We start from the raw sequence: 18,261 nt of genomic DNA on the forward strand, positions 1-18,261 counted from the left end.
CAATATTCCTGTGGGCTAGATCTGCATTTTGGTAATGTCGAGATAGGCCGACACGATCTTGTCTCGGAGCGCGATGGCGGTCTGCAGCGACTGTTCGGCCGAAAGCATGGCATCGACCACTTCACGCGTGTTCGCCTTGCCCTGAATGCCTTCGAAGGAAGCGACTTCCGCCTTCTTCAGATTGTTCATCGCATCCAGCGATATATTGCCGAGAACGCTGGCGAAGCTTGCGCCCGTCTGCTGGGCGGGCGTCGTCTGCTCGCTGCCGAAAACGCTTTCCGTCAGCGAGGAAATACCGCTTGCGCCGCGGGTGAGCGAAAGGGAACTGACTTGCTTGATACCGTCGATCATTGCGATGCCTTCAGAAGGTCGATTGTGGAGGCGACGAGGTCGCGCGTCTGGCGGATGACCTGAAGGTTGGCGTCGTAGCTGCGGTTGGCTTCGCGCATGTCCGCCATTTCAATCAGGATGTTGACGTTGGGCATCTTCACCATGCCGTTGCTGTCTGCGGCCGGGTTGCCGGGGTCGTATTCGTTGATGAAATCGCCACGGTCGACGCCGAGCTTCTTCACCGTCACGCGCTCTACGCCGCTGACGCGGTCGAGCTCGGACCCGAAGGTGACGGTCTTGCGGCGATAGGGGTCGGCGCCGGGGGTGTCGCCGGTGGATCTGGCGTTGGCAATGTTTTCCGAAACAATGCGCAGGCGCGTGGACTGCACTTCGAGACCGCTGCCGGCGATCTTGCTCGCCGCACTCAAGGGATCCATGGCTTACCTCTTAACCGTCATCAGCATCATGCGATGGAAGGATTTGACGAGATTGGCGTTCAGCTCGTACTGCCGCTTGATCTCGCCGGTCTTGGTCATTTCTTCAGCGAGCGCGACCGAATTGCCGGACTCCTGCATGCCGATCTCGTTGTTGATCGGGTTGTCGCGCACTGCGATATTGTCGCTGAGGGTGCTCTCGCCGAAGTGGGCAGGGTTGGTCCTCGCCATGCCGACTTGCTGGCTGGTGGCCTGCATGACCGCTTCGAAAGGGCTGACATCCTTGGCGTGGAACTTGGGTGTGTTGGCGTTGGCGATGTTGGTCGCCACGACTTCCTGCCGCACGCTCAGCCATTCCGCTTGGCGGGATGCCAGTTCGAACAGTTGAATCGGTTGCATAGACTTCTCCATCTCGTATGCCCCGAACCTACGGGGCTAATCTTGCGTCAGACTTGCGGGGAGGGGAGACGGCGCTGGCCAAAGGCCGGAAGCGGGACGGAAGAGGGTCTGCCGAAGATAAAAGCGCATGTCTCCATTGCGGCACGCGTCGCTTTGAATGACCAAATGCGGCTGTCACGCCCATTCCAGAGAGCGCCGCGCAGGGTGGCTCGGAAGCGGTTTCGATTCACCTTGAACGCGGCCCGATATTAGCGCTAGAGTGGTGAGAACGATGGGAGACAATCATGGATCTGGTAATTCCAAGTGCCGCCAATCTCGGCCTGTTCATCAGCGCCACGCTGGTGCTGCTTCTCGTGCCCGGCCCCGCAGTCCTTTATATCTTCGCACGCTCGGTCGAGCAGGGTCGTTCCGCCGGTCTTGTTTCAATCCTTGGCATCCATACGGCGACACTCGTTCATGTCGTTGCTGCCGCTGTCGGATTGTCGGCGCTGCTCGCCTCGTCTGCGCTCGCCTTCAGCGTGGTGAAATATGCCGGTGCGGCCTATCTGATCTGGCTTGGCCTCAAAAAGCTCTTCGGCTCGTCGGACATTCCCGATATCGAGGGCGGTTTGCCGACGCGCAGCCGCATGCGCATCTTTCGCGAGGGCTTCATCGTCAACCTCCTCAATCCGAAGACGGCCTTGTTCTTTCTGGCTTTCCTGCCGCAGTTCGTTGAGGTCGGAAGGGGCCATGTGGCAATGCAGATCGCTTTTCTCGGCATTCTCTACACGGTGATCGGCGTTTTGACGGATGGGACATATGCCCTTGTGGCGGGAACGGCCGGCAACTGGCTGAAGCGCAGCCCGGTTTATCTCAGCGCTGAACGTTGGGTCAGCGGTTTCGTCTATATCGGTCTCGGTGTGACGGCGGCTTTTGCCGGCAACCAGAGAAAATAAACCGCAGGACTCGCAGAGCCGTCCCTGACGGCTACTGCGGGGACAGCCCAGATTACCGATGGAATGCCGCCGCGAAGGGGTCTTTGCGGCGGTCATCGGGAAGTTTTGCTTTGGGAGTGTTGTCACCGAGATGCGCAACGCGGCCTTCCGCTCACGGGTGGCCGGACTATTTTTCCGGATGATAGGTTCTTCCGGAGGACGTCTCTATCAACCACTCGCCGTTGCGTTGCTCGATCTTCGTCAGCAGCGCATTGTCAGGCAGGGTAGAACCTACCCTCACCATATACATGCCCGAACCGTCCTCAATTAGGGCGCGGCCATTGGAGACATGCAGCAGACGGAACGATGTCTGGCCGGGGAAGGGCTGATCTTCAATGCCCGCTGCCAGGTCGTTCTGTTTTTCCTTGCCGCCTGCGTTCACGGTGGCCGTCGTCAGCATGTCGGGCAGATCCGCCGGCGGCGGGGTGTCTTCCTTGTTGCGGTTGGTCATGGCCATCGGCGAAACGCTGAAGACTTCCCGCGGCCCGGTATGGGGCAGATCGCGCGTGCGATCGCCGCCCGCCACCTTCATGCCGAATTTTTCTTCATTGAAAAACACGTACCAGGGGAAAAAGGCTGCTGCAGCGGCGAGCCCGATGCCCGTCCATGCGAGAATACGGTCGGGTGTAAAGAAAACGGGCTTCGGCAGCACGTCTTCATCGTGGCTATTGTCGTTCCGCTTTTTCCTCACGGGTCAGCCTCTCATTCTCGGGGTTACCTGCGGCTGACCGTTCTGCGCGCCGCCGCGCAATGCGGTCGCCAGGTCGGCATAGGCATCCAGCGCTGCCGGCTCGCTCGGCAGTTGTTTCAACGTTTCATAGATGATCGGCACCTGCTTCACCGCCATGTCGAGATCGGGGTCGGTACCGGGCCGATAACCGCCGATGAGGCGAAGATCGCGCGTTTCCTCGAAGCGATGCACCAGCGCCTTGAGGCGCGAGACCAGCTTTTCCTGATCCGGTGTCCAGGCCTTCTTGGCGAGACGGGAGATCGAGGCGAGCGGATTGATCGGCGGGTAACGGCCTTCTTCGGCAAGGCTGCGGTCAAGCACGATATGACCGTCGAGAATACCGCGGGTCGAATCGGCAATCGGATCGTTATGATTGTCGCCATCCACGAGGATGGAGACGATGGCGGTGATGGTGCCGGTGCCTTCGGCGCCCGGTCCCGCCCGTTCCAGCAGTCGCGGCAGTTCGGTAAAGACCGAAGCGGGATAACCGCGTGCGACAGGCGGTTCGCCCGAAGCGACCGCCACTTCGCGGATCGCATGGGCAAATCGCGTCACGCTGTCGATGATGAGAAGAACATTGTCGCCCTGATCGCGAAAATGCTCGGCGATGGTAACGGCGGAAAGCGGGGCCATCTTGCGCAGCATCGGGCTTTCATCGCTTGTCGCAACGACGGCGATGGACTTGCTCATGTTCTCGCCCATTGTGTCTTCGATGAACTCGCGCACTTCACGGCCGCGTTCGCCGACAAGCGCAATCACCACCTTGTCGAAGGCATCTGCCTTGGCGAGCATTGACAGCAACGTGGATTTACCGACGCCGGAGCCAGCAAAAATGCCGAGGCGCTGGCCGAGGCAAAGCGGCGAGAAGATATCGATAGCGCGAACACCCGTCTTAAAGGGTGTCTCTACGCGCTTGCGGGTCATCGAGGGTGGTGCGTTGTTTGAAATCGAGCGGCGTTCAATGCCCGGCGCAAGCGGCCCCTGATTGTCGATGGGTTCGCCCAGCGCGTTGATCGTGCGGCCGCACCAGCTGTTGTCGGGCGCGACGCGGAAAGCGCCCTTGCGGATGACGGTGTCGTGAATGCCGATCGGCTCGCCGGGCTCGATGGGGCAGACATAGCAGATGTCCGGCTCCACGCGCACCACTTCGCCGAGATGAATGCCGGTCGCGCTGCGATGGGCGACGAATTCACCGAGCCGCACATGCCGCGACAGGCCGGAAACCGTATAGTGCCCGGCGGCGATGGTGCGGACATGACCGCCATGCGCAACCGAGAACTCCGGATCGGCATAATGCCCGGCGAGGCTCGCCAGCTGCGCGAGCTTCGGTGAAATGGCATCAGCCGAGAGCATGGATTCCGGCATTGTCATCAGTCAGTTCCTCAACGCGCGCCGCCAAGCGTCTTGATGCCCTCGCCGAAGGTCGATTCGGTATCGCGCATCAGCGAGGAGATGCTTTCAAAGGCGCGGTTGACCTGGATGAGCTGGGTCATCTGGGAAATGCCGTTGACGTTCGACTGCTCGAGGTAACCCTGAACGACGCCGACTTCATGGTTGTTGACCACCGGAACCGGCTGGGCCACCGGCTTCACGCCGCTATTGGGATGACGCAGGAAACCCTGCGAAAAATCCGCCTGAAAGATGCCGAGGGTAGCGACGATGTTTTCGTTCTGCCGGATGGCTCCATCGAGACCGACGGTGATCGGGCCGCCATTCGGATTGAGCTGGATCGGACCGCCGCCGGCATCGAGAACGGGATAACCGCTCGAGGAAATGAGCGCGCCGTCCGGACGCATGGTGAAACGGCCGTCGCGGGTCAGAATCTGGCCATCGGGGGTATCCAGCGAAAACCAGGCGTCGCCCTTGATGGCAAAATCGAAGGAATTGCCAGTCTGCTCGAAAGCGCCCTGACGAGTGGAAAGATAGTCGTTGCCCTGCGAAACGAAGGCCACCCGAGCGTTCATGTCATTGTGATTCTTGGCGACCATTTCGTCGAATTTCACTTCGGACCCGCGAAAACCGACGGTGTTCACATTCGCCATATTGTCGGAAATGGTGGTGAGACGGCGCTCCAGCGCTATCTGTGAGGAGAGGGCGACATATAGTCCGGATTGCATATCATTTGCCTCCGAGTTTCAGGGAGTTGATCGAGATCAGCAGGTCAGGGGAAATGCCGTAGCCGCTGGAGGAGCCGAAAACGGCCAAAGGGTCGTAGGTCGTCGAGGGGTTTTGCATTTCCCACATGATGGTGAAACGCTCGAGCAGCTTTCCAACCTTTTCGGGGTCCTGCAGATCCTTGATATTGATGCTCTTTTCGATGAGCGCCGCCTGTTTGTCGATGTCGGCGGCGGAAAATGCGTCGGGGAGGTTGAACGTTGTGCGAAACACCTGCGCGAGCGCGTCGTCGGCGAGAAAATCGAGGCCGGATGTGATGGTTGATGCCTTGCGTTCGAAATAAAGGGCGAGCCGGACACCGTTATTGTCATCACCGGCTTCCTGTTCCAGGGTCTGGCGCGTGTATTTGCTGATGACGCCCGTTTGGGCCGCGTCGACCGAAGTCGCCGCTGCGCCCAGGCCGGCAAAATCCAGCGACTTCGCAAAATCTGCATAACGGCTGTCGGAAAGCTTGTTGGCGAAAGCGTCCTTGTCCGAGGCGCCTTCCGTCAGCACCTTGCGGATGAAGGCCTTCGCATAGGCCATGTCCTCAAGGCCGTGGGCCTTCAGCGCGTAATTGTAAAGGCGCGTATCGGCCATGAAGTCGTCGATGGATTTCACGTCGCCGATCTTCGCACGATAATATTCGGTCTCGCGCGCCACGTCGGGCTGTTCCGACACCCGCTCAAGCGATTTGCCGATATCCTGACTGATCAGTCTGTAGCTGGTGTAGGTGGAAGTCACTGAACTGCCGCTCTCGTTTGATCCCGATCTCAAGGCGCACGTCCGCCTTTGTAGGCATATTGCCGTGGCTTGCTTGTGCGAAACTGGCTGGAGACAGGAATGCGAGAGCGGCTTTGCGGACAGGTTCACGCAAGCCACATTTTTTAGACATGGCGCCATGGAACACTGTTCGGGCGTGGTCGATCAATGAATATTGTAATTGGACTTATAATCACCTTCGGCTGCATCATCGGCGGCTACATGGCGATGGGCGGTCATCTGGACGTGCTGGTTCAGCCGTTCGAATTGATGATCATCGGCGGCGCCGGTCTCGGCGGCTTCATCATGGCGAACCCCATGAAAGTCGTGAAGGATTCGGGCAAGGCGCTCGGCGAGGCCTTCAAGCATTCGGTCCCGAAGGAGCGAAACTATCTCGACGTGCTCGGCGTGCTCTATTCGCTGATGCGCGACCTGCGCACGAAATCGCGCAACGAGATCGAGGCCCATATCGACAATCCGGAAGAATCCTCGATTTTCCAGAGCGCGCCATCGGTTCTGAAGAACAAGGAATTGACCTCGTTCATCTGCGACTATGTTCGCCTCATCATCATCGGCAACGCCCGAAGCCACGAAATCGAGGCGCTGATGGATGAGGAAATCGAAACCATCCTGAACGACAAGCTGAAACCTTATCACGCGATTACCACCATGGGGGATTCCTTCCCTGCCATTGGTATCGTCGCGGCGGTTCTCGGCGTTATCAAGGCCATGGGCAAGATCAACGAATCGCCGGAAGTGCTGGGCGGCCTCATCGGCGCCGCGCTCGTCGGCACCATGCTCGGCATCATCCTGTCCTACTCGATCTGCAACCCGCTGGCGTCCCAGGTCAAGATCGTCCGCACCAAGCAGCACCGCCTCTACATCATCGTCAAGCAGACGCTGATCGCTTACATGAACGGCTCGGTGCCGCAGGTCGCACTCGAATATGGCCGCAAGACCATCTCCAACTACGAGCGGCCATCTATTGACGCCGTCGAGCAGGAGATGATGAACCCCGGCGGCGAAAACAAGGCGGCATGACGATGGCAAAAGCTGCAGCGCAACAAGCACCGGCCATCGACACGGCCCTTCTGGCAAAGTTGACGGGCGGATTATCCGATCGCAAGACGATCGCCAAGATCGGTTCCGATATCGGCCATCTCTACAGCGAGTTCCTGCCAGACATCTTCCACAGCGAGACCGGCATCGCGATCGACGTCGAATATGTCGGTTCCGAATCGGGACTGATGACCGATCTCATCGCCAATGTCGGGAGCAATGTCGCGGTTGCCGATTGTTCCCTGCGCAACTGGTGCCCCAATTTCATGATGACGGTCGGCAACGGTTTCGTCATCGCGCTCATGGAGCGCATGCTGGGCGCGTCGCCGGACATGATTGGCGAGCCGGACGAGCGCAGCCTCTCCCATATCGAGCTTGATCTCGCGGCCATGGTTCTTGGCCGCATCGCAGGTGTCCTGCGCTCCGGTGTCAACGCGCCGGGCGGATTTGAGGCAACCATCGATCCGCCATTCAATTCCAACGGCAAAAGCGCCTTCGACGAGATGATCGCCGGCCTTTACGGCGTGACCATCCGCCTGAAGGTCGATATTGGCAAGGTATCGTCGGAGTTCTCGCTGATCGTGCCGCAGCGCGCCCTGCTCAAGACTTCCATCGTCGCCCCCAAGGCTTCAGCCCAGGCGCTGAAGAAGCAGGAGGAATGGATGGAAATGATTTCGGAGCAGGTGAAGCGATCACAGGTCACGCTCGAGGCGCGCATCAAGCTCGAAACACTGACGCTCAGGACGATTTCCAAGCTGGTGGCCGGCGATGTCATTCCGTTTCAGGCTCTGAAGCAGGACGATATCGGCGTTGAGGTCAGCGCCAACGGTTCCAAGCTCTACAATTGCGAATTCGGCAAGTCCGGCGACCGCTACATGGTTCGGGTGAAGAACAATGTCAGCACTGACGACGAGATCTTACGACATTTGATGGGTTAAAATCCTGCCCGGCCTTCGAGGATTTGGGCAGGTTGACGCAAGTTTCAAAGGGAATAATCAGCGCATGGCTACGAAGAAAACACCTGTGACCGATGATGCGGCGCTGCCGTCGTTTGAAGACGACGGCGACCTCGACCAGGCTATCGGCGATCTGCGTGGCGTCCTCAAGACGGATGCGGAAGGCTCGCTCTCCGATTTCGGCGACTTCGGCGATTTCGGAACGACGGACGAGGTTTCGACGGACACCGATCTTTCCGCCTTCGGTGGCGGAACGGACGATTTTGCTATGGACGATTTTGCCGCCGCCCCGCAGGTTGCGGGTGTGAAGGCGCCGCTTGGCAGCGGATTGTCCGAAAACATGGAAATGATCATGGACATCCCGATCGATGTCCAGATCGTTCTTGGCACCAGCAGAATGCTCGTTTCGGGGCTGATGAGCCTTGAAGAAGGAGCAACGATCGCACTCGACCGCAAGATCGGCGAGCCGGTTGAAATCATGGTGAATGGCCGCCGTATTGCGCGCGGTGAGATAACGGTTCTGGAAGACGACGATACGCGCTTCGGCGTAAAATTGATTGAAGTACTGAGTACGAAGAAAGCCTGATCCCTGTGGGGACGGAGAGGAAAGACCATGATGGACTTCGAGGATTTCGGTAACCCCATTGCGGGCAAGCCGTTGTCTCAGGCCGACAAGGCGGCCGCGGTGCTTCTTGCCATGGGCAAGGGCGTCGCCGGCAAGCTGCTGAAGTTTTTCACGCAGCACGAATTGCAGATGATCATTTCCTCGGCTCAGACCCTGCGCGTCATTCCTCCGGATGAGCTCGCGCAGATCGTGGCGGAATTCGAAGACCTGTTCACGGAAGGAACGGGCCTGATGGACAATGCCAAGGCAATCGAAAGCATTCTCGAAGAAGGGCTGACACCGGAAGAAGTCGACAGCCTTCTCGGTCGCCGCGCGGCCTTCCAGGCCTATGAAGCGTCGATCTGGGACCGTCTTCAGGAAGCCGAGCCGGAATTCGTCGGCAAGTTCCTGTTGCGCGAGCATCCGCAGACCATCGCTTATATTCTCTCCATGCTGCCTTCCTCTTTTGGCGCCAAGGTTCTCCTGACCATTCCGGAAGAGCAACGCGCCGACATCATGAACCGTACGGTAAACATGAAGGAAGTCAGCCCGACCGCCGCGCAGATCATCGAGAAGCGCGTGGTCAACCTCATCAACGAGATCGAGGCCGAGCGCAATGCCGGCGGCTCGACAAAGGTTGCCGATCTGATGAACGAACTGGACAAGCCGCAGGTCGACACGTTGCTCAGCTCGCTCGAAACGCTCAGCAAGGAAGCCGCAAACAAGGTCAAGCCGAAGATCTTCCTCTTCGACGACCTCATGTTCATGCCGCAGCGCAGCCGCGTCCTGCTGCTCAACGATGTTTCGGCGGATGTTCTGACCATGGCGCTACGCGGCGCCACGATGGAAATCAAGGAATGCGTGCTTTCCAGCATCAGCCCGCGCCAGCGCCGTATGATCGAATCGGACCTTTCCGTGCCGCAAGCCTCGATCAATACCCGCGAAGTGGCGATCGCACGCCGCGCCGTCGCTCAAGAAGCGATCCGGCTCGCCAATTCCGGCCAGATCCAGCTGAAGGAAGCCGCCGCGGACGAACAGTCGGCCGCCGCTTAAGCGGAAGCCGGTTGATAACCCGCCTCCAGGGCGGAGCCGGCCATTGCGATGGCCGGCCACGAACGCTAGTTTCGGGATGACGGCCTGCCGGGATCGGCGGGCCTTTTTTATTTCGGGAACGTGCCTTGGCAGACGATCAGGACAAGGACAGTAAAACAGAAGACCCCACGGAGAAAAAACTTCGTGATGCGGCGGAAAAAGGCAATCTTCCATTTTCGCGCGAAGTGCCGATCTTTGCGTCGTCGCTCGCCTTTTACTGCTATCTGGTTTTTTTCCTGCCCGATGGTGCCGGCCGTCTCGGTGTCACCCTGAAGGACCTGTTCGGCCAGCCCGAACAATGGAACCTCAGCACCCGGCCGGATGCCCTGTCGCTGCTCTATTTTCTCGGCACGTCCGTTGCTTACCTGCTCATGCCGGCCATGATCATGTTCATCGTTTTCGGGCTTGCCTCGTCTTTCCTGCAGAACCTGCCGTCGCCGGTGCTGGAGCGGGTGCGTCCGCAATGGTCACGCATTTCACCGGCAAAAGGCTTCACCCGTATCTATAGCAAGCAGGGCTTTGTGGAATTCGCCAAATCGGTGTTCAAGATCATGATCGTTTCGGTCATCATGTTCTTCGCGCTTCGCGGTGATTTCTACAGCCTCATCGATCTGATGTTTTCCGATCCGCAGGTGATTTTCGTCCGGTTGGTTGAAATCGTCAAGAAAATGATGGTGGTCATCCTGCTCTCGACAGCGCTGCTCGCCGCCGTGGACGTCTTGTGGACGCGCCATCATTGGTTCAGCCAGCTGAAAATGACGAAGCATGAGGTGAAGGAAGAATACAAGCAGTCGCAGGGTGACCCGGTGGTCAAGTCCCGCCAGCGCTCGATCGCCCGCGACCGTGCCCGCCGCCGCATGATCAACAACGTGCCGCGCGCGACACTCGTCATCGCCAACCCGACACACTTTGCGGTAGCACTGCGTTACGTGCGCGAAGAAGGAGACGCACCTGTCGTCGTTGCCAAGGGTCAGGACCTTATCGCATTGAAAATCCGCGAGATTGCGGAAGAAAACAATATCCCTGTTTTTGAAGACCCACCGCTTGCACGCTCCATGTTTGCGCAAGTCTCGGTAGATAGTGTGATTCCACCAGCCTTCTACAAGGCTGTGGCGGAGCTCGTTCATCGGGTTTACGCCATGAAGTCATCGAAAATACGGGTTCAATAAAACCAATGAAAAAATCCGCCTATTCCGAACAGCGGGAAATGATCGTCGCAGAGGCGATCAACCCGATCGCCACCGAATTACGCTTGTTAGACCCGGCCGACCTGATTTCGCTGCTCCGATTCGAGTGCTACGGCAGCATCGCCGACCTCGTTTCCTCGGCGGCGGAGCTTTATTACCATCCTGGTACGATCAATTTCGGCACCGGCGGCGAATATAAGCTCGAATGGGAAGGCGCGCCGGAGATCGTTCTCGATCTCGAGCTGAAGCCGAAGGGCGCCACGGTCTATGCGCGATTGACACTCGCCAACGAGCATGCGGTGATCGAGATCAATCACGTCTCGTTTCAGAACCCTTCCGAAAACCCGGACGAGAATACCGAGTTTCTCCGCCACAGCCTGGCTGCTGCCCGATTCGTGGCCACCCGTCAGGGCGAAGCGGCTTAACCGTATCAGCCGCCACATCTTTTCATCAAGTAAGTTGCGCTCGTTCATATCACGGGCGCAACCGCGTTTTTCCGGTGCGTTTTGATCCGGGCTTGCCCGAAGCCTGCCGGTTTATGCGAAACCCGGATGCGAAGGTCAGGAACGCCTTGCAAATCAGTCTCGTTGTTTGTTACCTATCGCATTAACGATTTGTTAACGAACGGCAGGTCGCGGTGGTCGGTTCAGACCATTGGCGATGCGCATGATGCTTCTGCTCGTTGTCGGTACCGCGCCGGATTTCTTTTTAAATTTTGAGTTGGGTGGACCCCATGACCAGCATTTTGACCAATGCGGCGGCGATGGCCGCGCTGCAAACCCTGCGCATGATCGACAAGAGCCTCGAGACAACACAGGCGCGCGTATCTTCCGGCTACCGTGTCGAGACGGCCGCGGATAATGCGGCCTACTGGTCCATTGCAACGACGATGCGCTCCGACAATAATGCGCTTTCGGCCGTGCAGGATGCTTTGGGTCTGGGAGCCGCCAAGGTCGATACCGCCTATGATGCGCTTGAAAGCACGATTGAGGTTGTCAAGCAGATCAAGGCCAAGCTCGTTGCGGCTTACGGCGTGGGCGCCGACCGCAGCAAGATTCAGGATGAAATCAAACAGCTTCAGGAACAGCTGAAGAGCATCTCCGAATCGGCCTCCTTCTCGGGTGAAAATTGGCTGCAGGCCAGCATCAGCAACGGCGGCACGCCGCCGGTTGAAGAAGCGATCTTCAAAAAGGTCGTTGCATCCTTCACGCGCACGGGCTCGGGCAATGTCGGGGTCACCACCGTCGACTACACGCTCGACGGCAGCACCGTGCTTTTCGACCTCAGTGGCGGAAAGCTCGGGATTCTCGACAAGAACGCCGTTTTTGTCAGCAAGACGGAATATGAAGTCACCCAGACGTCAACGACTGCTGGCACGACGACGGATACGAGTTATGTCGTGCCGAAGCTGACCGATGCACAGATCGGCGCGCTGAATGCCGCGACGGCGGATACGAATACCGATCCGAATGTCTACGGCAACGGAACCGACAATTATCTGCGACTCGCCGAAAATGTATGGGTCAAGGTGACGGCGACAGATCCGTCCAGCGGCGGCGTCACCGTTTCCCCAGCCTATCGTGACACCGGCAGCAACGACTGGTTTTACGACACCAGCAGTGGAACGGCTTCAACCGGTCGTTCCCTCGAGTTTTCCGTCTCCACCCTCGATCTCGCCAAGCTTGACGTCGTCGCGGCAGCGATGGGCGGTTTTGCCGGCGGCGGCACGACCTATACCGATGCCGACGCCATCGACATGATGATGTCTTTCGTGGACAAGCGGCTTGAGGCGATGACCAGCACGGCTTCCAGCCTGGGTTCGCTGCAGAGCCGCATCAGCATGCAGGACAATTTCGTCTCCAGCCTGATGGATGTGATCGACAAGGGCGTTGGCCGACTCGTCGATGCTGACATGAACGAGGAATCGACCAGATTGAAAGCGCTGCAGACGCAGCAGCAGCTCGGCATCCAGGCGCTCTCCATCGCCAACGCCAATGCGGAAAATATCCTCCAGCTCTTCAAGTAACGGGTCTGGCCGGCGGGGCACGAGAGGGGATGGAGGGGCGCAGGCTTGCTGATCGAGCCCGCCTTCATCTTCGCACAAGTTTGAACACCTAACGTCGGGTCAATATGGGGCGGATTGCATGGCGTGATCTGGCCGGGAAACGTGGAAGAGACGGGCAGGGTAGCAAGGATGACGGTGGTGCCGCCAAACGGCTTAGAGCATTTCCAGGAAAAGTGGGTTCCGGTTTTCCGTCCGGAAATGCGACAGAACGCGTCAGATCGCAGGCAGCGAAACATGTACCGCCCCTTTGGCCTGTTTTGCTGGGGGCGGGCATGAGCGCGTCCATTGCACGATATCTCAAGGACTTCGGTGACACGCAGCCTGCCGGGATGGCCTTTGGCGATCCATTGGCGGATGTCGACGCCACATCCGCTTTTGTCGATCTCGCAACGGGTTTGGATGACTTCGAAACCGTCGATGTTGAAGGTGAAAAACAGGCGGCTTACGCCCGCGGTCGCGAAGACGCCACCCGTGAGATCACTGAAAAGATGCAGGCGGAGAGGGAAGAGCTGATCGCTGCCCATACGGCCGAGCTGGAAACCCTGCGTTCGGGCCATCTTGAAGAAATCGCAGCTTCCCTGTCCCGGGGGCTGCGCGAGGGCATCGACGCGATTGCGGCCAATCTCAGCGAGCAGACCGCCAATATCCTTGCTCCGGTCCTGACGGAAAAGCTGTCGCTCAAGGCGGTCTCCGCGCTGGCGGATGTGGTGCGTAGCGCCATGCCGGATGGCGAAGAGGTCACGCTTGTCGTGAAAGGCCCGAAAGATTTGTTCGAGCGGCTGAAGACGCAGCCGGGCTTTGAAGAAGAAACGATGAAATTTACCGAGACCGCCGATATCGATCTTTCTGTCGAGCTGGGTGAAAGCGTGTTTGTGACGCGCATGTCCGCCTGGGCGTCCAGTCTTCGCAAGGTGATGAAATGAGTGAAGGCGAAAATCACCACCACGGCAAGAACGAGATCATCATCGTCAAGCGCCACAAGGGCGGGCATGACGGCGCCCATGGCGGTGCGTGGAAAATCGCCTATGCTGACTTCATGACGGCGATGATGGCGTTCTTCCTCGTGATGTGGCTGGTCAATGCCGCCAACGAGGAAACCAAGGCCTCGGTCGCGAGCTACTTTAACCCTATCAAGCTATCCGATGAGAAACCCTCGTCCAAGGGGTTGGAAAAGCCTGTCGATAAGGAAGAGGGCGTCCAGAAGAAGGATCAGTCCAACATCCAGGCGGAAAAAGTCACCAAAGGCTCCGCTGCGGCGACGGGCGAAGATCTGACCTCCCAGACCGGTGAACAGTCGAATTTCTCCGAAGCGGACTTTTTCGAAAATCCTTACTCCGTGCTCGCCGAAATTGCCCAGCAGGTGGGGCAGCAGGCCAATGTCAGCGCCAAGGGCGAGGGCGGCGCTGCTGATTCCGGCCCGGCGACGGGCGCTAGCGGCGGTGAAGCCTATCGCGATCCCTTCGATCCCGATTTCTGGACTCAGCAGGTGAAAATCACCCGCGCCGATCAACCGCAAAAACCGGTTGAACAGCAGCAACTCGCCGAGAACAAGCAAGAGGATGCGGCCGAAAACGCTCAGGCGGTCGCACTTAAGGCGTCCGAGACACCGGCCGACAACGCGGAAGACGGCAAGTCGATGGAAGTCGCTGCCGTGGTGCCGCAGCAGCGTCCGGACGCCGCAGAGCAGGCAGCGCTTGCGCAGCCGAAGCCGGATGAGCCGCGACAGGCAAGCGATGTTGAGCAAAAGGCGAGCGACGCCGACTGGGAAAAGGCCGACACGCTGCGTGAGGAGATCGAAAAGCAAATCTCAGGCATCACCGGCAGGCTTTCCGAAGGTCTGGTGGTGACGCCGGCGGAAGGCGGCTTGCTGCTTACCATTTCCGACCAGACGGAAACGCCGATGTTCAATATCGGATCGGCCGTTCCCCGGCGTGAAATGGTTCTGGCCATGGAAAAAATCGGTAAACTGCTTCAGGAGCGCGGCGGCAGCGTGGTGATCCGCGGCCATACCGACGGACGGCAGTTCAAGGGCGAGGCCAATGACAACTGGCGGCTCTCCATGGATCGCGCTCACAGCGCCTATTACATGCTGGTGCGCGGTGGTCTGTCGGAAGAGCGGGTAAAGCAGGTCTCGGGTTTTGCGGACCGCAGATTGCAGGTGCCGGCAGACCCTATGGCGGACGCCAACCGCCGCATCGAAATTCTGCTTGAGGCCGATCGGGGGTGAAAGTGACGAAAACCTCGAAACGCTGGCTTCTTCTTGCGGCGACGCTTTGCGGTCTCGGCTCCGAGCCGGGCAGGGCGTTGTCGCAGTCGCAAGACAATCTCATGCCCTATTCCATGCTGCGCTCGCTGCAATTCGTGCAGGATTCGGTCGCCATGGGCGACCATTCCGCCTCGGAAATGCAGCGATTTCTACTCCAGACCATCGATGAGCGGCTGAAGAGCGCGCCTTCGGCGATCTTCAAGGATCCGCGCAATGTCGATGCGGCGCTCATCTATGCGATGAGCGGCGGCAATCCGTCCACGCTGGAGTTTCTGGTCGCGCGCGATGTAGATGGCAATTTCGACAGCCGCGTCGCCGATGTCCTGCGCAAATACCTCTCCGGCAAGGGAACCCTTGTCGCGCAGAGCATTGCGGCCATGGTGCCGGAATATCGCGGCAAGCGGATTGGCGCCTATCTGGCGCTGATCAGCGGGAATGTGACAATCCCGCGCGATCCGCTGGCTGCGCTCGGTTTTTACGACATCGCCCGGCTCGAAGCGCCGGGCACCATCGTCGAGGAGGCCGCATTGCGCCGCTCGCTCGCCATTGCGGTCGAGGACGGCGATGCGGCGCGCGGCGTCGAGTATGCGCAGCGTTATGCGCGGCGGTTCCTGCATTCGCCCTATGCCAGCCAGTTCGCAGACCTTCTGGTTTCGCTGGTGGTCAAGCGCGCCGATTCCATCGGCCATGAGGCGATACAGGAAACCTTTGCCATGATGGATACGGAAAGGCAGAAGGAAGCCTATCTGCGGCTTTCGCGGCTGGCGGCGATCAGCGGCAAGGATTCACTGGCGCGCATGGCGGCGTTGAAGGCGAAGGCGCTGTCTCCGGCACTGCCGGGTGAGCCGGAAGTGCAGGCCAATCTCTATGAAAGCCTTTCCAATATCGGCACGCCCGATGTGGTGAGCGCGATCGAGACAATCGGGCAAATTCCCGAAGCGCAGCTTTCGGATCGGGACAAGGCCTTGCGGGAGGCGGCAAGGACGATTGCCGACCAGGTGGTTCGTCCTCCCTCCCCGCAGACCGGTGTTGAGGCCGAGACTGCGGCCGCGAATGAGACCGGGCGGGATCCGCCCGAAAATGAGGCGGGCGCTGCCGATGCAAAAAGCATATGGCGGGTCGAAACCCAGAAGGTTGACGACGAGGGCGATAATGTGCGGCAGCTCGTGACGAGCGGCCGCAGCAAGCTCGATGAAATCGACAGCCTGTTGAAGAAAGGCGAGGGGGCACCATGATCGACGCAACCATCAACACGATAGTGAATGCGCCGCCATCCGATCCGCGCGCCGGCGGCGCCAGTGTCAGGGACGACGCCAAAGGCGGCAGTTTCGGTGATGCCCTTTCCACGGTCCGGGACGAGCGCCCGCCGCACGCGCTGCATTCGCGGCGTCAGCAGGACGAAAATCCGGCTGAAGGACAGCAGTCGCAGCCCGATGGCGAGGCGGAAAAGATGGATGTCCCGGTCAAGCGCCCCCCAACATTTCTCAATGCGATGGTCAAGGAGCATGCCGGCGAAGGTCGTGTCCAGGAGGCCGTGGCCGAGTTTCAAAACGCTGTGAAAACGGTCCGCGCGACGCCGGAAAACGGCAAGACGGGCAAGAAGCTCAAAGACAACGTCGACAAGGGCGCCGAAGCGGCGGACGATGCGATCGATCCGAAGTTGACGGAACTGCAGATGGCGACGGCCGCTGCCGCCGATATGGCGACCGCCAAGACACCGCTTGAGGAGATTGCCCAGGCGATTGCCGGTAAGGCCGACACGGTTAAATCAGACCGGGGTGAACCCGTCCGGAGCAAGGCCGAGCACTCGATCAAGGACATGCCGACAGGGATTGCACCCGCCGGTAACGAGGCGGGTTCGGGTTCGGAAAACGAGGGCGACGCCGCGGCATTCCGTTTTTCCTCGCCGCGTTCGGGCGCGGCCCGTGCTTTGGATATGAGCACGGTTCAGCGTGACGGCCGTGTCGAGTTCGACGCGCGGGAAAGCACCGGCAAGACGACCGACACCATAACGGTTCTCGATTCACGGCGGTTCATTGGCCTCGCGCCTTCGACCAACGCCTCGGCTCTGACGGGCCTGATCGTCAATGATCCGGAATGGGTGAGCGCCATGCAGCCCGGTTCGTCGCTGTCCAATGCGGCGGCCCAGAGCAGCACAGGCAAGGTCGTCCATACGCTGAAGCTGCACATGACGCCGATCGAGCTTGGGTCGGTGACGATGTCACTGCGTCTTGCCGGTGACGAGCTTTCCGTTCACATGACGGTGGAGAGTGTTGCGGCCTATAAAAAGCTGCAGGAAGACAGCAAGAGCATCCTCGACGGCCTCAAGGCCCAGGGGCTGACGGTCGACAACATCACTATCAGCGTCGCTTCTTCCGACAAGAGTGACCAAACGGGCACACAAGGCAACAATCAGCAAAATCAGCAGGCGCAGCAGCAGGGGCAGCAAGCCGCCGCCGGGCGCAACCGTGACGAGTCCGGGGCGCGCGGCGACCGGCAAGGCAATGGCAATAATTTGGGGGTGCATAATGAAGGCATGGATGGCGCTCTTGGGTCTGCCCGCACTTCTGCTGACAATGGCGTCTACCTCTGACAACGCGTCCGCTTCGGCAACATCAGGTGTCTGCGAAAGAGAGATTCAGTCGGCGGCACGCAAATATGGCGTGCCGGAGGGAATTCTCTATTCGGTGGGGCTGACCGAAACGGGCCGCAAGGGACGGCTCGACCCTAACGCCATGAATATTGAGGGAAAACCGGTATTTGCCGCCTCCACCGAGGAGGCTTTGACCACTTTCGAGGCGGCGAAGCGCAACGGCGCGAAGCTAATCGACCTCGGATGCATGCAGATCAATCATTATTTTCATGGCGAAAACTTCGCATCCGCGCGGGAAATGTTCGATCCGCGCCGCAATGTGGAATATGCCGCCATGTTCCTGCGCAACCTTCACAACAGGCATGAAACCTGGACCATGGCGGTCGCCCGTTATCACGCCGGCCCGAACAATGACCCGGCACAGAAGAAATATGTCTGCCGTGTCATCGCCAATCTGGTGGCGACAGGCTACGGGAAATGGACCCCCAATGCGAAAAGTTTCTGTGACGGATAACAACCTGAAATTGCTTTCAGACGTTGCGGGACTGGTATTTCGAAATGTGGCGATAGATTGATCGAAAAAAGGCGCTTCAAGCGGTTTTTTCGGAATTTTGAAATTTCTACACAAAAATTTTGTGCCATATATGGTTAATACC

The 18,261-nt window shown here is 59.0% G+C and carries 20 protein-coding genes; 13 read left to right on the forward strand and 7 right to left on the reverse strand.

The features are described from left to right. Positions 1–15 precede the first annotated feature (15 nt). Genes PL599_RS06925 through flgB form a run of 3 tightly spaced genes read right to left on the reverse strand, consistent with a single transcriptional unit; the run spans position 16 to position 1,163 of the window. On the reverse strand, positions 16–351 hold the full coding sequence (locus PL599_RS06925) for a flagellar hook-basal body complex protein FliE (RefSeq protein ID WP_142912753.1): 336 nt from the start codon (positions 349–351) through the stop codon (positions 16–18). After that, positions 348–767, reverse strand: a complete 420-nt coding sequence (gene flgC, locus PL599_RS06930) for a flagellar basal body rod protein FlgC (protein ID WP_065114841.1) — start codon at positions 765–767, stop codon at positions 348–350. Before flgC ends, PL599_RS06925 begins: the two co-directional genes overlap by 4 nt. A 3-nt stretch (positions 768–770) precedes the next feature. Then, positions 771–1,163, reverse strand: a complete 393-nt coding sequence (gene flgB / locus PL599_RS06935) for a flagellar basal body rod protein FlgB (RefSeq protein ID WP_077983438.1) — start codon at positions 1,161–1,163, stop codon at positions 771–773. A gap of 284 nt (positions 1,164–1,447) precedes the next feature. Between flgB and PL599_RS06940 the strand changes: the two genes are divergently transcribed. Further along, the gene (locus tag PL599_RS06940; RefSeq protein ID WP_080791375.1) at positions 1,448–2,098 is read left to right on the forward strand and encodes a LysE family translocator; all 651 of its coding nucleotides are present in this window, start codon (positions 1,448–1,450) and stop codon (positions 2,096–2,098) included. 166 nt (positions 2,099–2,264) lie between these two features. Here PL599_RS06940 and PL599_RS06945 read toward each other — a convergent pair whose 3' ends face one another. The 4 genes from PL599_RS06945 to PL599_RS06960 are packed head-to-tail and all read right to left on the reverse strand — an operon-like array spanning position 2,265 to position 5,765. Next, the gene (locus PL599_RS06945) at positions 2,265–2,828 is read right to left on the reverse strand and encodes a hypothetical protein (RefSeq protein ID WP_137409759.1); all 564 of its coding nucleotides are present in this window, start codon (positions 2,826–2,828) and stop codon (positions 2,265–2,267) included. Between the two features lie 3 nt (positions 2,829–2,831). Further along, positions 2,832–4,238: a flagellar protein export ATPase FliI gene (gene fliI / locus PL599_RS06950; RefSeq protein ID WP_077983407.1), complete on the reverse strand. Its 1,407-nt coding sequence runs from the start codon at positions 4,236–4,238 to the stop codon at positions 2,832–2,834. 11 nt (positions 4,239–4,249) lie between these two features. Beyond that, complete coding sequence (gene flgF / locus PL599_RS06955; protein WP_065114846.1) at positions 4,250–4,984, reverse strand: flagellar basal-body rod protein FlgF; 735 nt, start codon at positions 4,982–4,984, stop codon at positions 4,250–4,252. A 1-nt stretch (position 4,985) separates the two neighbouring features. Further along, the gene (locus PL599_RS06960; RefSeq protein ID WP_089153245.1) at positions 4,986–5,765 is read right to left on the reverse strand and encodes a DUF1217 domain-containing protein; all 780 of its coding nucleotides are present in this window, start codon (positions 5,763–5,765) and stop codon (positions 4,986–4,988) included. 186 nt (positions 5,766–5,951) lie between these two features. Between PL599_RS06960 and motA the strand changes: the two genes are divergently transcribed. The 12 genes from motA (at position 5,952) to PL599_RS07020 (ending at position 18,119) form a co-directional block, all read left to right on the forward strand. Further along, positions 5,952–6,824: a flagellar motor stator protein MotA gene (gene motA / locus PL599_RS06965; protein ID WP_020010426.1), complete on the forward strand. Its 873-nt coding sequence runs from the start codon at positions 5,952–5,954 to the stop codon at positions 6,822–6,824. Beyond that, entirely contained in the window at positions 6,821–7,780 is a 960-nt protein-coding gene (locus PL599_RS06970) for a FliM/FliN family flagellar motor switch protein (RefSeq protein ID WP_162520463.1), read from the forward strand. Before motA ends, PL599_RS06970 begins: the two co-directional genes overlap by 4 nt. A 64-nt stretch (positions 7,781–7,844) precedes the next feature. Continuing rightward, positions 7,845–8,384 carry a flagellar motor switch protein FliN gene (gene fliN, locus PL599_RS06975; protein WP_077983405.1) on the forward strand — a complete coding sequence of 180 codons (540 nt, stop codon included), beginning with the start codon at positions 7,845–7,847 and terminating at the stop codon, positions 8,382–8,384. 27 nt (positions 8,385–8,411) lie between these two features. After that, positions 8,412–9,455: a flagellar motor switch protein FliG gene (gene fliG / locus PL599_RS06980; RefSeq protein WP_077983404.1), complete on the forward strand. Its 1,044-nt coding sequence runs from the start codon at positions 8,412–8,414 to the stop codon at positions 9,453–9,455. 125 nt (positions 9,456–9,580) lie between these two features. Further along, on the forward strand, positions 9,581–10,663 hold the full coding sequence (flhB, locus tag PL599_RS06985; protein ID WP_077983403.1) for a flagellar biosynthesis protein FlhB: 1,083 nt from the start codon (positions 9,581–9,583) through the stop codon (positions 10,661–10,663). 5 nt (positions 10,664–10,668) lie between these two features. Then, entirely contained in the window at positions 10,669–11,106 is a 438-nt protein-coding gene (locus tag PL599_RS06990; RefSeq protein ID WP_269823344.1) for a hypothetical protein, read from the forward strand. 308 nt (positions 11,107–11,414) lie between these two features. Next, positions 11,415–12,707: a flagellin N-terminal helical domain-containing protein gene (locus tag PL599_RS06995; protein WP_271358944.1), complete on the forward strand. Its 1,293-nt coding sequence runs from the start codon at positions 11,415–11,417 to the stop codon at positions 12,705–12,707. Between the two features lie 311 nt (positions 12,708–13,018). Continuing rightward, positions 13,019–13,669 (forward strand): hypothetical protein, encoded by a 651-nt coding sequence (locus PL599_RS07000; RefSeq protein ID WP_269823343.1) that lies wholly within the window; start codon positions 13,019–13,021, stop codon positions 13,667–13,669. After that, entirely contained in the window at positions 13,666–14,973 is a 1,308-nt protein-coding gene (locus PL599_RS07005) for a MotB family protein (protein ID WP_077983399.1), read from the forward strand. The genes PL599_RS07000 and PL599_RS07005 overlap by 4 nt, the downstream gene beginning before the upstream one ends. Beyond that, positions 14,970–16,247: a chemotaxis protein MotC gene (gene motC / locus PL599_RS07010; RefSeq protein ID WP_269823342.1), complete on the forward strand. Its 1,278-nt coding sequence runs from the start codon at positions 14,970–14,972 to the stop codon at positions 16,245–16,247. The genes PL599_RS07005 and motC overlap by 4 nt, the downstream gene beginning before the upstream one ends. Further along, positions 16,244–17,605, forward strand: a complete 1,362-nt coding sequence (gene fliK / locus PL599_RS07015; protein ID WP_269823341.1) for a flagellar hook-length control protein FliK — start codon at positions 16,244–16,246, stop codon at positions 17,603–17,605. The genes motC and fliK overlap by 4 nt, the downstream gene beginning before the upstream one ends. Beyond that, the gene (locus PL599_RS07020) at positions 17,553–18,119 is read left to right on the forward strand and encodes a lytic transglycosylase domain-containing protein (RefSeq protein ID WP_162520464.1); all 567 of its coding nucleotides are present in this window, start codon (positions 17,553–17,555) and stop codon (positions 18,117–18,119) included. The genes fliK and PL599_RS07020 overlap by 53 nt, the downstream gene beginning before the upstream one ends. The last annotated feature ends 142 nt before the right edge of the window (positions 18,120–18,261 follow it).

It is taken from the genome of Agrobacterium sp. ST15.16.055 (genome assembly GCF_027956555.1).
GTDB classification, from domain to species: Bacteria; Pseudomonadota; Alphaproteobacteria; order Rhizobiales; family Rhizobiaceae; genus Agrobacterium; species Agrobacterium salinitolerans.

Bases quoted from the DNA above. Each gene is read 5' to 3' on its own strand.
- PL599_RS06970 (WP_162520463.1), top strand. From the start codon at position 6,821: ATGACGATGGCAAAAGCTGCAGCGCAACAAGCACCGGCCATCGACACG.
- PL599_RS06995 (WP_271358944.1), top strand. From the start codon at position 11,415: ATGACCAGCATTTTGACCAATGCGGCGGCGATGGCCGCGCTGCAAACC.
- fliN (WP_077983405.1), top strand. From the start codon at position 7,845: ATGGCTACGAAGAAAACACCTGTGACCGATGATGCGGCGCTGCCGTCG.
- PL599_RS07020 (WP_162520464.1), top strand. From the start codon at position 17,553: ATGGCGCTCTTGGGTCTGCCCGCACTTCTGCTGACAATGGCGTCTACC.
- PL599_RS07005 (WP_077983399.1), top strand. From the start codon at position 13,666: ATGAGTGAAGGCGAAAATCACCACCACGGCAAGAACGAGATCATCATC.
- flgF (WP_065114846.1), bottom strand. From the start codon at position 4,984: ATGCAATCCGGACTATATGTCGCCCTCTCCTCACAGATAGCGCTGGAG.
- fliG (WP_077983404.1), top strand. From the start codon at position 8,412: ATGATGGACTTCGAGGATTTCGGTAACCCCATTGCGGGCAAGCCGTTG.
- PL599_RS06925 (WP_142912753.1), bottom strand. From the start codon at position 351: ATGATCGACGGTATCAAGCAAGTCAGTTCCCTTTCGCTCACCCGCGGC.
- PL599_RS06990 (WP_269823344.1), top strand. From the start codon at position 10,669: ATGAAAAAATCCGCCTATTCCGAACAGCGGGAAATGATCGTCGCAGAG.
- motA (WP_020010426.1), top strand. From the start codon at position 5,952: ATGAATATTGTAATTGGACTTATAATCACCTTCGGCTGCATCATCGGC.
- fliK (WP_269823341.1), top strand. From the start codon at position 16,244: ATGATCGACGCAACCATCAACACGATAGTGAATGCGCCGCCATCCGAT.
- flgB (WP_077983438.1), bottom strand. From the start codon at position 1,163: ATGCAACCGATTCAACTGTTCGAACTGGCATCCCGCCAAGCGGAATGG.
- flgC (WP_065114841.1), bottom strand. From the start codon at position 767: ATGGATCCCTTGAGTGCGGCGAGCAAGATCGCCGGCAGCGGTCTCGAA.
- fliI (WP_077983407.1), bottom strand. From the start codon at position 4,238: ATGACAATGCCGGAATCCATGCTCTCGGCTGATGCCATTTCACCGAAG.
- PL599_RS07000 (WP_269823343.1), top strand. From the start codon at position 13,019: ATGAGCGCGTCCATTGCACGATATCTCAAGGACTTCGGTGACACGCAG.
- PL599_RS06940 (WP_080791375.1), top strand. From the start codon at position 1,448: ATGGATCTGGTAATTCCAAGTGCCGCCAATCTCGGCCTGTTCATCAGC.